A 15081-nucleotide genomic window follows, 5' to 3' on the forward strand; every position below is an offset into this window, starting at 1 on the left:
GTGAGCCGGAGGAGCGGTACCGGGTGGTGCGAGGAGCGCGAACCAGTCAGCCCGAAGGGTGCGTGTCGCGGCGGAGCAGTCCCGGGTGGCGGTCACGGAACCGGTTCCGTCGGTGAGGTCGCAGTTAACAGCGCGGGGTTCGGCGGAGTCAAGGTTCCGGCGCGGATTCTCCTCGCCCGGACCAGTCTCCGGTGTGGTCCGCGACCGTCCGGCGCAGGGAAGTTGACATTTTACGGCTCTTTATTTATATCCTGAACTAAGAGCGTGCCGACGAGCGGGACCCACACCCGCGCCGAGGACCACGTGAGCCGGTTCCGCGCCGGGGCAAGGCCGCCCCGGCGCCGGTTCGCCGTGGAGGTGCCCATGCAACGCCGCATGCCGAGAACACGGGTTCTCGCTGTCCTCGTCCTGACCGTGGCCGCCCTGCTCACCGCGCCGGCCGCGCACGCCGCACCCGTCCTGCTCTCGCAAGGCCGCCCGGTGACGGCGTCCTCGACCGAATCCGCCGCCTTCCCCGCGAGCGCGGCGGTCGACGGCGACCCCGGCACGCGCTGGTCCAGTGCCTTCGCCGATCCGCAGTCGCTGCAGGTCGACCTCGGGTCCACCCAGCAGCTGTCCCAGGTCGTGCTGAACTGGGAAGCCGCGTACGCCAAGGCCTTCACGCTCCAGGCGTCCGCCGACGGCGCCACCTGGACGTCCCTCTACTCGACGACCACCGGCGCCGGCGGGACGCAGACCCTGAACGTGACCGGCAGCGGCCGGTACGTCCGGCTCACCGGCACCCAGCGGGCCACGCAGTACGGCTACTCGCTGTGGGAGTTCCAGGTCTACGGCGGGGGCGGCACCACGCAGCCCGGTGACGTCCTGCTGTCGTACGGGAAGTCCGGCACGGCGTCGTCGTACCAGGACGACGGGGCCTGCCCCGGCTGCGTCCCGGCGAAGGCGTTCGACCGCGACCCGGCGACCCGCTGGGCGACGAGCGCGACGACCGGCTGGGTCGACCCCGGCTGGATCACCGTCGACCTCGGCGCCGTCGCGGCCGTGCACCAGGTGGTCCTGCAGTGGGACCCGGCCTACGCGGTCGCGTACCAGATCCAGGTGTCGGCCGACAACGCGAACTGGACGACGCTCTACTCGACCACGACCGGCAAGGGCTTCAAGGAAACGCTGACCGTCAACGGGTCCGGCCGGTACGTCCGGATGTACGGCACCGCCCGGTCCAACGGCTACGGCTACTCGCTGTGGGGCTTCGACGTCTACGGCACCGGCGGCAGCCCGACGACCCCACCGGCCGCGCCCCCGGCCCCGCACTTCCCCGGCACGCTGGTCTGGAGCGACGAGTTCAACGGCGCCGCGGGCGCGAACCCGGACGCGAGCAAGTGGACCGCCGAGACCGGCCCCGGCGTCAACAACGAGCTCGAGTACTACACGAACAACAACAACGCCAAGCAGGACGGCCGCGGCAACCTCGTGATCCAGGTCCGTCGCGAGGCCACGCCGGGCAGCGCGTGCCCGGTCGACCCGGTCAGCGGCAGCGGCACCTGCCAGTACACCTCGGGCCGGATCAACACCGCGGGCAAGTTCAGCTTCACCTACGGCCACGTCGAGGCGAACATCAAGGTGTCCGGCACGCAGGGGCTGTGGCCCGCGTTCTGGTTGCTGGGCGCCAACTTCTTCAGCGGCACGCCGTGGCCGAACTGCGGCGAGATCGACATCATGGAGCACGTCGGGAAGTCGCCGAACCTGGCCTACTCGACCATCCACGCCCCGGCCTACAACGGCGCGGGCGGGATCGGCGCGCCGTTCGACTTCGGCCAGGACGTCTCCGCCGGGTTCCACCGCTTCGGGCTCGACTGGGACGCGTCGCACATGACGTTCTACGTCGACGGGAACGCGTTCGAGACGATCAACCGGGATACGGTGGAGAGCACCCGCGGGCCGTGGGTGTACGACCACCCGTTCTTCCTGATCCTCAACAACGCCATCGGCGGGGACTTCCCCGGCCCGCCGGGGGCCGGCACCGTTCTCCCGCAGGACATGGTGATCGACTACGTGCGGGTGTACCAGTGAGGCTACGCTGACCGGGTCGATTCCCGGACCACCAGCGCGGTCGGGACGATGATCGGCTGTCCCGGTGGCGGCGCCCCGGCGAGCTGCGCGAGCAGCTGCCGGGCCGCCGTCTCGCCCATCGCCCGCAGCGGCTGGCGGATCGTCGTCAGCGGCGGCTGGGTGTGCGCGGCCAGGGGGATGTCGTCGAAGCCGACCACGGCGACGTCCCCCGGCACCGCGCGCCCGGACTTGCGCAGCCCGGCCAGCACGCCGGCCGCGGTGAGGTCGTTGTGCGCGAACACCGCGTCGAACTCCGGGCCCGACGCCAGCAGCTGGAGGATCGCGGCCTCGCCGCTCTCGCTCGTGAAGTCGCCTTCGATGATCAGCCGGGGATCGAGGGTCAGCCCGGCGTCGAGGACGGCTTCGTTGAACCCGTTGAGGCGGTCGGCGGTGCAGCCGAAGTCCCGCGGGCCGGTGACCGTGGCCAGCCGGGTGCGGCCGGTGGCCAGCAGGTGCCGGGCCGCCGCCGCGCCGCCGTGGCGGTTGTCCGTGCCCACCGAGGGGAACGCGGGACGGCGGCCGCGGTCGTCGATCACCACCACCGGCAGCCCGGAGTCGTGCAGCACGCGCAGGTGGCGCACCGCGTCCGGGGGTTCGATGAGCAGCAGGCCGTCGAACGCCTTCGCCGAGACCTGCCGGGAGAACTCGGCCAGGGATTCGGTGCCGCGGTTGGCGGTGGACAGCAGCAGGCCGTAGCCCTTCGACTCCACGACGTCGGCGACGCCCTGCAGCACTTCGCCCATCCACGGCCAGGTCAGGCCGGGCACCAGCATCCCGACCGTGCGGGTCACGCCGCGGGCCAGCCCGACCGCGCCGGCGCTGGGGATGTACCCGGTCGCGGCGATCACCTCGCGCACCCGGATCGCGGTCGCCGCGTCCACATCGGCTTTGTTGTTGAGAACCCTGGACACGGTCGTCTTGCTCACCCGCGCGCGGCGGGCGACCTCGGCGATCGTGACGCGCATCCGTCCTCCCGAGCGGGGGGTGGCAAGTCCTGTGGTGCCAAGGTACTCGCACCGGGCCCCGCCGCGACCGGTCCGAAATCGATCAAGTCCACCCGGACAACCGCGTGAGGCCCGCGTCGCCGCTCCGCCAGTCCGTGCGGACGGCGACGTACCGAGCCGGGCCGGTGAGCTTCACCGTCGACGTGCGGCCGCGGCCCGCGGCGCCCGCCGTCGTGTAGGTGACGCCGTCGGTGCTGGTTTCGACCGTGGCGGCCGGCACGCGCCCGGGCGTCCAGGCGAGCTCGACGGCGGAAACCAAGGCCACCGCCCCGAGATCGACGACCATTCGGCCGCCGGGCCCGGGCCGCCACGCGGTCGCCGGGTCGTCGTCGACGGCGGCGGCCGGGCTCGACATCCCGGGCGGCAGCGGTTCGGCGGGGAAGGCGCGTGCGCCGAGCGCGAGGTCGGCCAGCGGGTACGGCCGGACTTCGCCGAACACGACCGGCACCGTCCGGCGCGGCGGCAGCACCACCGTCCGGGCCCGGCCGCCGTCCGGGGTGACCGTGACGGTCGAGGGCAGCGGCCCCGGCGCGGTGAGGTCGACGCGGCTCGCGTCGCGCACGACCGCCTTCAGCCCGGCCGGGCCGCGCACGGTGAACCGCGGCGGTTCGATGCGGCCCTCGGCGGGGTCGAGGTCCAGCGTGAAGGTGGTGCCGGTCGCGGTGAGGACCTGTTCGCCGCGGTAGAGCCGGCGGGTGGTCCCGCCCTGGGCCAGGTTCGCCGTGCCCGCGGCGGCGGCGCCGGAAAGGTTGACCAGCACCAGGAAGCCGTCGGTGACGCTCGCCCGGACCGCGGGCGCGGTGGTCGCGACGCGGCCGGACGGCTTCGCGCCGGCCGGTGCCGGGTGCAGCTCCGCGAGCAGGGGAGCGGCGGGACCGTCCGAGAGGACGACGCGGTCGCCGGTGACGGTGATCGGGTTCGGGCTCTCGACGACGATCCCGGCCCGGCCGTCGATGTCCAGCCGGCCGCCGGTGCTGCGCAGCGCCGGGACCGGGTAGGTCGCCACCGCCGTCCAGGTCACGCCGTCGGGCGAGGTTTCGAGCCGGTACTTCCGCCCGGCGGCCGCTTCCCAGCTGAGCCGGGCGCGGTCGAAGGCCGCCGGCGCGCCGAGGTCGACGGCGAGCCAGCTGTCCACCCGCGGCCGGTCCGATGTGGACACCGCCCAGCGCGTCGCCGGGTCGCCGTCGTTGGCGTACTTCGCCTCCTTGCCCGCCGCCGCCGAAGACGCCGTCGCCGTCCCGGTCCGCGCGAGGTCGGGCCCGTCGCCGTCGTGGACCTCGAACGCCCAGAGCGAGTAGCCGTACTGCGGGTCCGGCGTGACGCCGAGCATCCGGACGTACCGCGCGGTGACCCGGGCGAAGGTGACGTCGTCGGTGCGGGCGCCGGACGGCGCGGCCTGCGCCTTGACCGTCACGGTGCCTTCGGCGGCGGTGTAGCCGCGGTCGCCGTCGAGGCCGGGCACGCCCGGCATGGCGAGGTTGTAGACGTTCAGGACGCCTTCGCCTTCGGCGACGCCGGTGCTGGCGTAGACCGCCGCACCGGTGGGCAGGGTGGCGAGCGCGGCGTACCCGGTGTCGAAGCGCAGCACGCCGACGGTGCCGTCGAAGCCGTGGCGGACCTTCTCGTAAGCGGTCGCGTGACGTTCGCGCACGGCGATGTTCGTCGCGGGCAGCAGTGCCGGGTTGGCGCCGCCGAGCACGAACAGCCAGTCGTCGTGGCGCGGCTGCCAGGCGAACTTGACGAACCCGGGCTTGGTCACCGTGCCCGCCCAGGCGGCGGGGGAGCGGTGGGCGAGCAGGCCCGGCCCGGCGCCGAAGTCCGCGACCCCGGCCGCGTGGGCGTCGAATTCGTCCTTGCCCACCGCGGTCACCGGGCCGCCGTGGCTCGCGCGCCACTCGTGCAGCAGGTAGCTGATGGCGACTTCGGCGCGGGCCTCCGGCTCGTACTTCGGCTCGCCGGAGAACTTCGTGATCCGGTCGGCGGGCGCGTAGGCCTGGTACGGCTCGAGCCGGCCGGCCAGCTGCGCCTCGGCGTAGGCGGCGTAGCGGTCGCCGAGGACCTGGGCGCGGAAGGCGAGCGGGATGACGTCGCGGCCGTAGAGGTGCTCGCGGTCGGCGACCATCGGCATCAGCGGCTCGCCGGCGTCGCTGGTCATCAGCAGCATGGTGCGCCAGAGCAGTTCGCCGTTCGGCTGCGCGGTGAGCACCTCGGGCAGCGGCGTCCCGGCGGCGAGGAAGTGCATCGCGTTGCGGCCGGACGTGCGCCAGAGTTCTTCCTGGTAGTGCGGGCCGAACGAGCCGTGGTTCTCGACGAGGAAGGTGTCGTAGAGGTTGGTCGCGGTGTTGGCGCTGACCGGGCGGCCGTCGACGAGCCGCGGGTTGGCGAGGTCGGCGGCGGGGAGCCCGGCTTCGTTGCGGCTCCAGGTGCCGAAGGCGTCCCGCCACGCTTGCGCGCGCGGGTCGGTCGGCGCCCAGGCGAGGGCGGGGGCGAGGGATTGGGCGTAGACGCCCATCTCCTCCAGTTTGGTGTCGCCGACGTAGCCGCCCTTGAGGCCGTTGGGCGTCCAGCTGCCGGAGGTGGGGTCGTCGTCTTCGCCGAGGGCGGTCGTGTAGGCGGCCTGTCCGGTGGTGATGCGTTCGACGTTCGCGCGGGTCGCCGCGTCCAGGTCTGTCCACAGTAGACGGGCGGCGAGCAGGAAGTACGACTGGAACGTGGTGTCGAAGAACAGCCGGCGGCCCCATTCGGTGCCGCCGGTGAGCAGGTTGGACGCGGCGAAGTGCCGGATCGTGGCGAGGGTGTGCGCCTTGAGCGTGTCCCGGTCGACGCCGGCGACCTCGGGGTCGTAGCCGTCCCGGGTGAGGAGGACGGCGTTGCCGAGCACGACGGCGAAGGTGAAGTCGCGGGCCGGGTAGACCCCGGCCTTCGTGTCGAACTGCTGCTCGGCCCAGCGGGTGTGCCGCAGCAGGACGCGCAGGTAGGTGGCGGCGACCGGGTCGGGCGGCCCCGCCGCGGCGCTCGCCCGGCCGGGCAGGTTCACCAGCAGTGCGGCGGCGCCGGCCGCGCCGAACAGGGCGAGCGCGTGCCGCCGGTCGAGCTCACCCATGCGCGGCCTCCCAAGCCGTTGACAACCTTGTCAGCGCGGATTCTGGGACGCCGCGCGTCGCGGGGGCAAGCCCGGGCGGGGATCTCGTCCGCTTTCGGACAAGACCTGGGTAATTCGTATAACGACCTATACCTCGGTCCGGGATCGAGATCGATCGCCGTCCGGGTGGGAGCAAGCTCACCGCGGGACGCCGCCTCCGGCGTGTTGGGATGACAACGTGATCAGTGACCCGGCCACCTTCCTCCTGCTCGTGCTCGCCGGCGTGGGCGCCGGCCTCACCGGGGCCACTGCCGGGCTCGCTTCGCTCGTCTCGTACCCGGCGCTCCTCGCCGCCGGGCTGCCGCCGGTCGTCGCGAACGTGACCAACACCGTCGCGATGCTCGGCACCACCGCCGGGGCGGCCGCCGGCGCCCGGCCCGAACTCGCCGGCCAGCGGGCCCGGATCGTCCCGCTCTGCGTCATCACCACCGTCGGCGGCGCGGCCGGCGGGCTCGTGCTCCTCTTCACCCCGTCCGACGCCTTCACCGCGATCGTCCCGTGGCTCATCGGCGGCGCCGCACTGGTCCTGATGGCGGGCCCGCGCCTGCGCCGCCTGGCCGAAGCCGCCGACCACCACGGCCTGAGCCCGGCCACCGGCGTCGCCGCGTTCTTCATCGGGATCTACGGCGGCTACTTCGGAGCCGCCGCCGGCGTCCTCATGCTGGCCCTGCTCGTCTCCGTGTGGAGCCAGCCGCTCGCCCGGACGAACGCGGCGAAGAACCTGGTCACCGGGTCGGCGAACTTCCTCGCCGCGATCGTCTTCGCCTGCACCGGCAAGGTCGTCTGGCTCGCCGCGCTCGCCGTCTGCCTCGGTTCGCTCGGCGGCTCGTGGCTGGGCTCCACGCTCGTGCGCCACCTGCCGCCGACGCCGCTGCGCATCGGGATCGGGCTGGCCGGGCTGGGGCTGGCCGTGGTGCTCGGCTGGCAGGCCTACGCCTGAAAGACTTCCGCTCGCAGGCTGACGGAGCCCCGCCGGACAAGGCATGATCGGCGGGGTAACGGCGAGCAGGAGACCAGATGAGCATTGTCGGGACCCGGGTCGTCCGCCAAGAGGATCAGAACCTGATCACCGCGGGCGGCACCTACGTGGACGATTTGCGGGAGGAAGCGCTTTCCGGAGCCGCGCACGCGGTGTTCGTGCGGAGCCCCATCGCGCACGCGCGGATCGGTGGCATCGATGTGAGCGAGGCGAAGGCGGCGCCGGGGGTGCTGGGCGTGTTCACCGCCGCCGACCTCGGGCTCGACCCGCACGCGGCCGGGCCGGTGGGAGAACCGTGGCTGGCCGACGGCGTCGTGCGCTACGTCGGCGAACCGGTCGCGCTCGTCCTCACCGAAGAGCGTTATCAGCTGGCCGACGCGGCCGAGCTGGTCGACATCGACTACGACCCGCTCGAAGCCGTGGCCGGCATCGGCGCCGCCCTCGCGGACGAGACGCTGCTGTACCCCGAAACGGGCAGCAACATCGTGCAGGTCAACGGCGCGGCCGAGTTCGACGACTCGATCTTCGCGGAGTGCGAGGTCGTCGTCTCGCAGACGATCGTGAACCAGCGCGTCGCGCCGGCGCCGCTCGAAGTGCGCGGTGCTTCGTGCGCGTGGGGCGCGGACGGCAGGCTGACGGTCTGGCTGTCGACCCAGAACGCCCAGATCGCCCGGACGCAGCTGGCCGCGAGCCTCGGCGCCGGCGAAGAGAACGTCCGGGTCGTCGCCCCCGACGTCGGCGGTGGTTTCGGCGCGAAGATCGGCGCCGACCCCGAAGTGACCGTGCTGGGCTGGGCCGCCAAGGAGATCGGGCGCCCGGTGCGCTGGGTCGAGTCGCGCAGCGAGAACCTCACCGCGATGACGCACGGCCGCGGGCAGCTCAACACCGTCACCATCGGCGGGAAGCGCGACGGCACCGTCCTCGCCTACCGCCTCGACGTCGTCCAGGACGCCGGCGCGTACCCGCGGACGCTGTTCCTGCCGACGCTGACCGAGCTGATGGCCGTCGGCGTCTACCGGTTCCCGAAGGTGGAGACGCGCAGCCGCGCGGTCGTCACGAACACCACGCCGATCGCGGCCTACCGCGGCGCGGGCCGCCCCGAGGCGACCGCCGCGGTCGAGCGGGGGATGGACGTCTTCGCCGCGGAGATCGGGATGGACCCGGCCGAGGTCCGCCGGGTCAACTTCATCCGGCCCGAGGAATTCCCGTACCAGACGCCGACCGGCGCCTCCTACGACACGGGCGAGTACGCGGCGGCGCTGGACAAGGTCCTCGACGCCGCCGGGTACGCCGAGCTGCGGGCCGAGCAGAAGCGCCGTCGCGAAGCCGGTGACCCGGTCGAGCTCGGCCTCGGGATCGCCGCCTACGTCGAGATCACCGGCGGCGACGGCGGTGGCGAGAGCGGCCGCGTCGACATCCACCCGGACGGCTCGGTCGTCGCGTGGACCGGCAGCTCGCCGCACGGCCAGGGGCTCGGCACGTCGCTGGCGATGCTGCTGTCCGACCAGCTCGGCGTTCCGCTGGGGAAGATCACCGTGCGCCACGGCGACACCGACGAGGTGCCCAAGGCGATCGGCACGTTCGGCTCCCGGTCGCTGCAGCTGGGCGGCTCGGCGATCCGGCAGGCGGCCGAGGAGGTGATCGCGCAGGCCCGTGAGCTGGCGGCCGACCTGCTGGAAGCGGCGCCGGACGACCTCGAGCTGGACGCCGAGCGCGGCGTGTGGCAGGTCCGCGGCGCGCCGTCGAGCACCGTGCTCAGCTGGGCGCAGGTGGCCGAAACGGCCGGCGAGGGCAAGCTGTCGGCCGACGTCTGGTTCGGCGGCGGCAAGCCGACGTTCCCCTTCGGCGCGCACCTCGCGGTGGTCGAGGTCGACACCGAGACCGGCAAGGTCGACCTGCGCCGGATCGTCGCGGTCGACGACGCCGGGCCGATCGTCAACCCGCTCACCTTCCGCGGCCAGCGCCACGGCGGGCTCGGGCAGGGCGCGGCGCAGGCGCTGATGGAGGTCGTCACCTACGACGAAGACGGCAACCCGACGACCGCGACGCTGGCGGACTACTCGTTCGTCACCGCCGCCGAGCTGCCCGACTTCGAGCTCGTCGACATGGCCACCCCGACCGACCGGAACCTGCTGGGCGTCAAGGGGATCGGCGAGGCGGCGACGATCGGTTCGACGCCGGCGGTGCACAACGCCGTGGTCGACGCGCTTTCGGCACGGGGTGTGCACCACCTGGACATGCCCACGACCCCGATCCGGGTCTGGGAAGCACTTGAAGAAGCGGGGAAGGGAAGCGCGCGGTGAAGGTCTCGATCGAGGTCAACGGGCGGGCGGTGGCCGAGGAGGTGCCGGACCGGACGCTGCTGGTGCACTTCCTGCGCGACACGGCCGGGTTCACCGGGACGAACATCGGCTGCGACACGACGTCGTGCGGCGCCTGCACGGTGCTGCTCGACGGCGAGTCGGTGAAGTCCTGCACGGTGCTGGCCGCACAGGCCGACGGCCACGCGGTCACCACCGTGGAAGGGCTGGCCGGGCCGGACGGGTCGCTGCACCCGGTGCAGCGGGCGTTCCGCGAGCAGCACGGCCTGCAGTGCGGGTTCTGCACGCCGGGGATGATCATGGCGTCGGTGTCGCTGCTGAACGACAACCCGAAGCCGACCCGCGACGAGGTCCGGGCCGGGCTCGAGGGCAACCTCTGCCGCTGCACGGGCTACCACAACATCGTCAGCGCCGTGATCGACGCTTCCGGCCAGGAGGTGGACCGGTGATCCCCGCCGAATTCCGCTACGAGCGCGTGTCCACAGTGGACGAAGCGCTGGCCCGGCTCGCCGAGCACGGCGACGAGGCCAAGGTGCTGGCGGGCGGGCACTCCCTGCTGCCGCTGATGAAGCTGCGGCTGGCCGCGCCGGAGTACGTGGTCGACATCGGCCCGGTCGACGAGCTCCGCTACGTCCGGCTCGACGGCGACGACGTCGTGATCGGCGCGCTGTCCCGCTACAGCGACCTCCAGCAGGACCCGGTGCTGCAGGAGCACGCGCCGCTGCTGGCACGCGTGTCCGGCGAGGTCGGCGACCGCCAGGTCCGCCACCGCGGCACGATCGGCGGCTCGCTGGTGCACGCCGACTCCGCGGCCGACCTGCCCGCGGCGGTGCTGGCGTCGGACGCGGTCCTGGTCGCGCGGGGCCCGGCGGGGGAGCGCCGCATCCCGGCGGCGGAGTTCTTCCTCGGCCCGTTCACGACGCCGCTGGAGCCCGACGAGCTGCTGACCGAGGTCCGGCTGCCCCGGCAGACCGGGCAGGGCTGGGGCTTCCAGAAGTTCACCCGGCGCGCGATCGACTGGGCGATGGTCGGCGTGGCCGTCGCCGGCGGCCGGGTGGGCCTGATCAACATGGGCGGCGTACCGCTGCGAGCCACCGCCACGGAGGAGGCGCTGGCCTCCGGCGCGTCGATCGCGGACGCGGCGGCGCTGGCCGCGGAGGGCACGAACCCGCCGGACGAGCCGCACGCGACGGCGGAGTACCGGCGCCACCTGGCCCGGGTGCTGACCCGCCGTGCGCTGACGGAGGCGTCGGCCCGGTCCTGACCGCCGAAGGCCCGGCCGGTCCACAGTGGACCGGCCGGGCCTTCGCACGTGATCAGGCGAGGTCGAAGCGGTCCAGCTCCATGACCTTCGTCCACGCCGCCACGAAGTCGCCGACGAACTTCTCGCGGGCGTCGTCGCTGGCGTAGACCTCGGCGAGAGCCCGCAGCTGCGAGTTCGAGCCGAAGACGAGGTCGACCGCGGTGGCGGTCCACTTCACCTCGTCGGTCGAGACGTCGCGGATCTCGTAGACGTTCTCCGCCGACTCCGACGCCTTCCACCGGGTGCCCGGCGCGAGCAGGTTGGCGAAGAAGTCGTTGGTCAGCACGCCCGGCTGGTCGGTGAGGACGCCGTGCGCCGCACCGCCGTGGTTCGCGCCGAGGGCGCGCAGGCCGCCGACCAGGACCGTCATCTCCGGCGCGGTCAGGTCGAGCATGTAGGCGCGGTCGACCAGCAGGACCTCCGGCTGGCGCTTCTCGCCGTCACGCAGGTAGTTGCGGAACCCGTCGGCACGCGGCTCGAGCACCTTGAACGAGTCGACGTCCGTCTGCTCCTGGGAGGCGTCGGTGCGGCCCGGGTGGAACGGCACGGTCGTCTCGACGCCGGCGTCGCGCGCCGCCTTCTCGACGGCGGCCGAGCCGGCCAGCACGATCAGGTCGGCCAGCGAGATCTGCGCGCCGCCGGCCTCGTTGAACTCGCGCTGGACGCCCTCGAGGATCTCCAGGACCTTGCCGAGCTGCTCCGGCTGGTTGACCTCCCAGTTCCGCTGCGGCTCGAGGCGGATCCGCGCGCCGTTGGCGCCACCGCGCTTGTCGGTGGAGCGGAAGCTCGCGGCCGACGCCCACGCGGTCGAAACCAGTTCGGCCACCGAAAGCCCGGAGTCGAGCACCTTCGCCTTGAGGGCGGTGATGTCGGCGTCGCCCACGAGCTCGCCCTCGACGGCCGGCACCGGGTCCTGCCACAGCTGCGGCTCGGCGACCCACGGGCCGAGGAAGCGGCTGATCGGGCCCATGTCGCGGTGCAGCAGCTTGTACCAGGCCTTGGCGAACGCCAGCGCGAATTCGTCCGGGTTCTCCAGGAACCGGCGCGAGATCGGGCCGTAGACCGGGTCGAAGCGCAGCGACAGGTCCGTCGTCAGCATGGTCGGCTTGTGCTTCTTGGTCGGGTCGAACGGGTCCGGGATGATCTCCGGAGCGTCCTTCGCGACGTACTGCTTGCCACCGCCGGGGCTCGTGGTGAGTTCCCACTCGTAGCCGAACAGGATCTCGAAGAAGCGGTTGCTCCACTCGGTCGGCTTGTCGGTCCAGGTCACCTCGAGACCGCTGGTGATCTGGTCCGGGCCCTTGCCGCTGCCGAGCGTGTTCAGCCAGCCGAGGCCCTGCGCCTCCAGCGGGGCGCCTTCCGGCTCCGGGCCGACGTGGTCGTCGGCCACGCCGGCGCCGTGGGTCTTGCCGAAGGTGTGGCCGCCGGCGATGAGGGCGACGGTCTCCTCGTCGTTCATCGCCATCCGGGCGAAGGTCTCGCGGATGAAGCTCGCCGCCGCCTTGAAGTCCGCGCTGCCGCGGGGACCCTCGGGGTTGACGTAGATGAGGCCCATCTCGGTCGCGCCGAGCTCCGGCACCATCTCGGAGTCGCTGGCGTAGCGCTCGTCACCCAGCCAGTCGTCCTCGGGGCCCCAGAAGATCTCCTCCGGCTCCCAGGTGTCGACGCGGCCGAAGCCGAAGCCGAAGGTCTTGAAGCCCATCGACTCCAGCGCGACGTTGCCGGCCAGCACCAGCAGGTCGGCCCACGAGATCTTCTGGCCGTACTTCTGCTTGACCGGCCACAGCAGGCGCCGCGCCTTGTCGAGGTTGGCGTTGTCCGGCCAGCTGTTCAGCGGGGCGAAGCGCTGCCCGCCGTCACCGGCGCCGCCGCGGCCGTCGTGGATGCGGTAGGTGCCCGCGGCGTGCCAGCTCATCCGGATCATCAGGCCGCCGTAGTGGCCGAAGTCGGCGGGCCACCAGTCCTGCGAGGTGGTGAGCACCTCGGTGATGTCGCGCTTGAGGGCCTCGACGTCGAGCTTCGCGAATTCCTTGGCGTAGGCGAACTTTTCGCCAAGCGGGTTGCTCTTCGCCGAGTGCGCGTGCAGCACCGTGAGGTCGAGCTGGTTGGGCCACCAGTCCTTGTTGGTGCGCGGACGGCCGCCCGTCTTCGGCTGCGGCGAGCCGATCGCCGGGTTCTCGCTCTCGCTGCCGTGCGAGGTCACGGAGTCGTGCGCGACCGGGCAACCGGCCGCCGCCTTCTGGTCCACGCCCTGCGCGCTGGACGGGGCGTTGTCCTGGGTGGAGCTCATTTACTTCCTTCCGAGAGCGGCGAATCATTTCGGGTGCGTTCGGCCGCGCAGTCGGGGCAGGTGCCCCAGTAGACGACCTCCGCTTGGTCGATCACGAAACCGTGGTCGTCCGAGGCGGTGAGGCAGGGGGTGTGGCCGACGGCGCAGTCGACGTCGGCGATGGCCCCGCAGGAGCGGCACACGACGTGGTGGTGGTTGTCACCCACGCGTGATTCGTAGCGGGCGTTCGCACCGGCGGGCTGGATGCGCCGCACCAGACCGGTGTCGGTGAGCGCACGCAGCACATCGTAGATCGTTTGGTGCGACACCGACGGGTGCTCGGCGCGCACCAGGTCGATCACCGTTTCGGTGTCGACGTGGGGGTTCTCGCGCAGCACCGCGAGCACGGCCAGCCGGGGCCGCGTCACACGGAGTGAGACGGCTCGCAACTGCGCTTCGTAGTCGGACATCACGGCTGACCCTAGGACCGTATCTGGAATGAGTCAAGTTATGACGGCGGTTCCACCCGGTGGTGTCGCGCGGCCCGGTACCCGCCTGGTTAGGCTCCGGGGCATGCCGGACACGCAGTACGAAGACCTCCTCCGCCACGTGCTCGAAACGGGGACCCGCAAAGGGGACCGTACTGGTACGGGCACGCGGTCGATCTTCGGGCACCAGCTGCGCTACCGCCTCTCGGCCGGCTTCCCGCTGATCACCACGAAGAAGGTCCACTTCCGCTCGATCGCGTACGAGTTGCTCTGGTTCCTGCGCGGCGACGCCAACGTCGGCTGGCTGCGCGAGCACGGCGTGACGATCTGGGACGAGTGGGCGGCCGACGACGGCGACCTCGGCCCGGTCTACGGCGTCCAGTGGCGCTCGTGGCCGACCCCGGACGGCGGCCACGTCGACCAGATCGCGGAGGTCCTGCGCACGCTGCGCGAGAACCCCGACTCGCGGCGGATCATCGTGTCCGCGTGGAATGTGGCCGACATCCCGCGGATGGCGCTCCCGCCGTGCCACGCCTTCTTCCAGTTCCACGTCGCCGACGGCAAGCTGTCCTGCCAGCTGTACCAGCGCAGCGCGGACCTGTTCCTCGGCGTCCCGTTCAACATCGCGAGCTACGCGCTGCTGACCCACATGATCGCGGCGCAGGTCGGCCTCGGCGTCGGCGACTTCATCTGGACCGGCGGCGACTGCCACATCTACGACAACCACGTCGACCAGGTCCGCACGCAGCTCGCCCGCGAGGCGCGGCCGTTCCCGACGCTGGCGCTGAAGCCGGCGGAGAGCCTGTTCGACTACACGTACGAGCACTTCGCGGTCGAGGGCTACGACCCGCACCCGGGCATCAAGGCCCCGGTGGCGGTGTGATCGGGCTGATCTGGGCCCAGTCGGCGAACGGCGTCATCGGGCGCGACGGGCAGCTGCCGTGGCACCTGCCGGAGGACCTGCGCCATTTCCGCTCGGTGACTGCGGGGGAAGCGGTGCTGATGGGGCGGCGCACGTGGGAGTCGCTGCCGCCGCGGTTCCGGCCATTGCCCGGGCGGCGCAACCTGGTGCTTTCGCGGACTCCGCAGGAGGGGGCCGAGACGTTCCCGTCGTTGGCTTCGGCGTTGTCGGCGGTGTCGGGTGACGTGTGGGTGATCGGCGGGGCGGCGGTTTACGCGGCGGCGCTGCCGGTGGCGGACCGGGTGGTGGTGACGGAGATCCGGGAGACCTTCGAGGGGGACACGCGCGCGCCCGAGGTGGGGCGGGCGGCGGAGTCCGTGGGGGAGTGGCTGGAGTCTTCGACCGGGCTGCACTACCGGTTCCTGACCTGGGGCTGAGCCCGGCCCGATCGGCTCGGCCGGACGTCTTGAATGAGTCATTCAGGACCTCCGGCGACCTGAATGACTCATTCAAGGCACTTGCCGACGCGGACCGTGGCGCTATACGGTTGCCTGACTAGAACACG

11 protein-coding genes are annotated in these 15081 nt (G+C 72.3%); 7 read left to right on the plus strand and 4 right to left on the minus strand.

Annotation, left to right across the window (positions count from 1 at the left end; translation table 11 throughout):
- Window positions 1-375: 375 nt before the first annotated feature.
- A complete protein-coding gene (locus H4696_RS06610) occupies window positions 376-2070 on the plus strand; it encodes a discoidin domain-containing protein (RefSeq protein WP_225955610.1) in 1695 nt (564 codons plus the stop codon).
- A gap of 2 nt (window positions 2071-2072) precedes the next feature.
- Here H4696_RS06610 and H4696_RS06615 read toward each other — a convergent pair whose 3' ends face one another.
- Together H4696_RS06615 and H4696_RS06620 are read right to left on the minus strand one after the other, a co-directional pair.
- On the minus strand, window positions 2073-3074 hold the full coding sequence (locus H4696_RS06615) for a LacI family DNA-binding transcriptional regulator (RefSeq protein WP_086857508.1): 1002 nt from the start codon (window positions 3072-3074) through the stop codon (window positions 2073-2075).
- 82 nt (window positions 3075-3156) lie between these two features.
- On the minus strand, window positions 3157-6216 hold the full coding sequence (locus tag H4696_RS06620; RefSeq protein ID WP_086857507.1) for a discoidin domain-containing protein: 3060 nt from the start codon (window positions 6214-6216) through the stop codon (window positions 3157-3159).
- A 217-nt stretch (window positions 6217-6433) separates the two neighbouring features.
- On the opposite strand from H4696_RS06620, the gene H4696_RS06625 reads away from it, so the two are divergent.
- From H4696_RS06625 to H4696_RS06640, 4 genes are all read left to right on the plus strand, one after another.
- Window positions 6434-7195, plus strand: coding sequence for a sulfite exporter TauE/SafE family protein (locus tag H4696_RS06625; protein ID WP_086857506.1), 762 nt, complete (start codon window positions 6434-6436; stop codon window positions 7193-7195).
- A 77-nt stretch (window positions 7196-7272) separates the two neighbouring features.
- Window positions 7273-9537, plus strand: a complete 2265-nt coding sequence (locus H4696_RS06630; RefSeq protein ID WP_086857505.1) for a xanthine dehydrogenase family protein molybdopterin-binding subunit — start codon at window positions 7273-7275, stop codon at window positions 9535-9537.
- Window positions 9534-10004 carry a (2Fe-2S)-binding protein gene (locus tag H4696_RS06635; RefSeq protein WP_086857504.1) on the plus strand — a complete coding sequence of 157 codons (471 nt, stop codon included), beginning with the start codon at window positions 9534-9536 and terminating at the stop codon, window positions 10002-10004. Before H4696_RS06630 ends, H4696_RS06635 begins: the two co-directional genes overlap by 4 nt.
- On the plus strand, window positions 10001-10819 hold the full coding sequence (locus tag H4696_RS06640) for an FAD binding domain-containing protein (protein ID WP_086857503.1): 819 nt from the start codon (window positions 10001-10003) through the stop codon (window positions 10817-10819). The genes H4696_RS06635 and H4696_RS06640 overlap by 4 nt, the downstream gene beginning before the upstream one ends.
- Window positions 10820-10871: 52 nt before the next feature.
- Here the strand turns inward: H4696_RS06640 and katG are convergent, their stop codons facing one another.
- The gene (katG, locus tag H4696_RS06645; RefSeq protein WP_086857502.1) at window positions 10872-13148 is read right to left on the minus strand and encodes a catalase/peroxidase HPI; all 2277 of its coding nucleotides are present in this window, start codon (window positions 13146-13148) and stop codon (window positions 10872-10874) included.
- Window positions 13145-13597: a Fur family transcriptional regulator gene (locus H4696_RS06650; RefSeq protein WP_086857501.1), complete on the minus strand. Its 453-nt coding sequence runs from the start codon at window positions 13595-13597 to the stop codon at window positions 13145-13147. Before H4696_RS06650 ends, katG begins: the two co-directional genes overlap by 4 nt.
- 103 nt (window positions 13598-13700) lie before the next feature.
- On the opposite strand from H4696_RS06650, the gene H4696_RS06655 reads away from it, so the two are divergent.
- The gene (locus tag H4696_RS06655; protein ID WP_086857500.1) at window positions 13701-14498 is read left to right on the plus strand and encodes a thymidylate synthase; all 798 of its coding nucleotides are present in this window, start codon (window positions 13701-13703) and stop codon (window positions 14496-14498) included.
- Window positions 14495-14953: a dihydrofolate reductase gene (locus H4696_RS06660; protein WP_086857499.1), complete on the plus strand. Its 459-nt coding sequence runs from the start codon at window positions 14495-14497 to the stop codon at window positions 14951-14953. The genes H4696_RS06655 and H4696_RS06660 overlap by 4 nt, the downstream gene beginning before the upstream one ends.
- The last annotated feature ends 128 nt before the right edge of the window (window positions 14954-15081 follow it).

Source organism: Amycolatopsis lexingtonensis (assembly GCF_014873755.1).
Classification (GTDB): domain Bacteria; phylum Actinomycetota; class Actinomycetes; order Mycobacteriales; family Pseudonocardiaceae; genus Amycolatopsis; species Amycolatopsis lexingtonensis.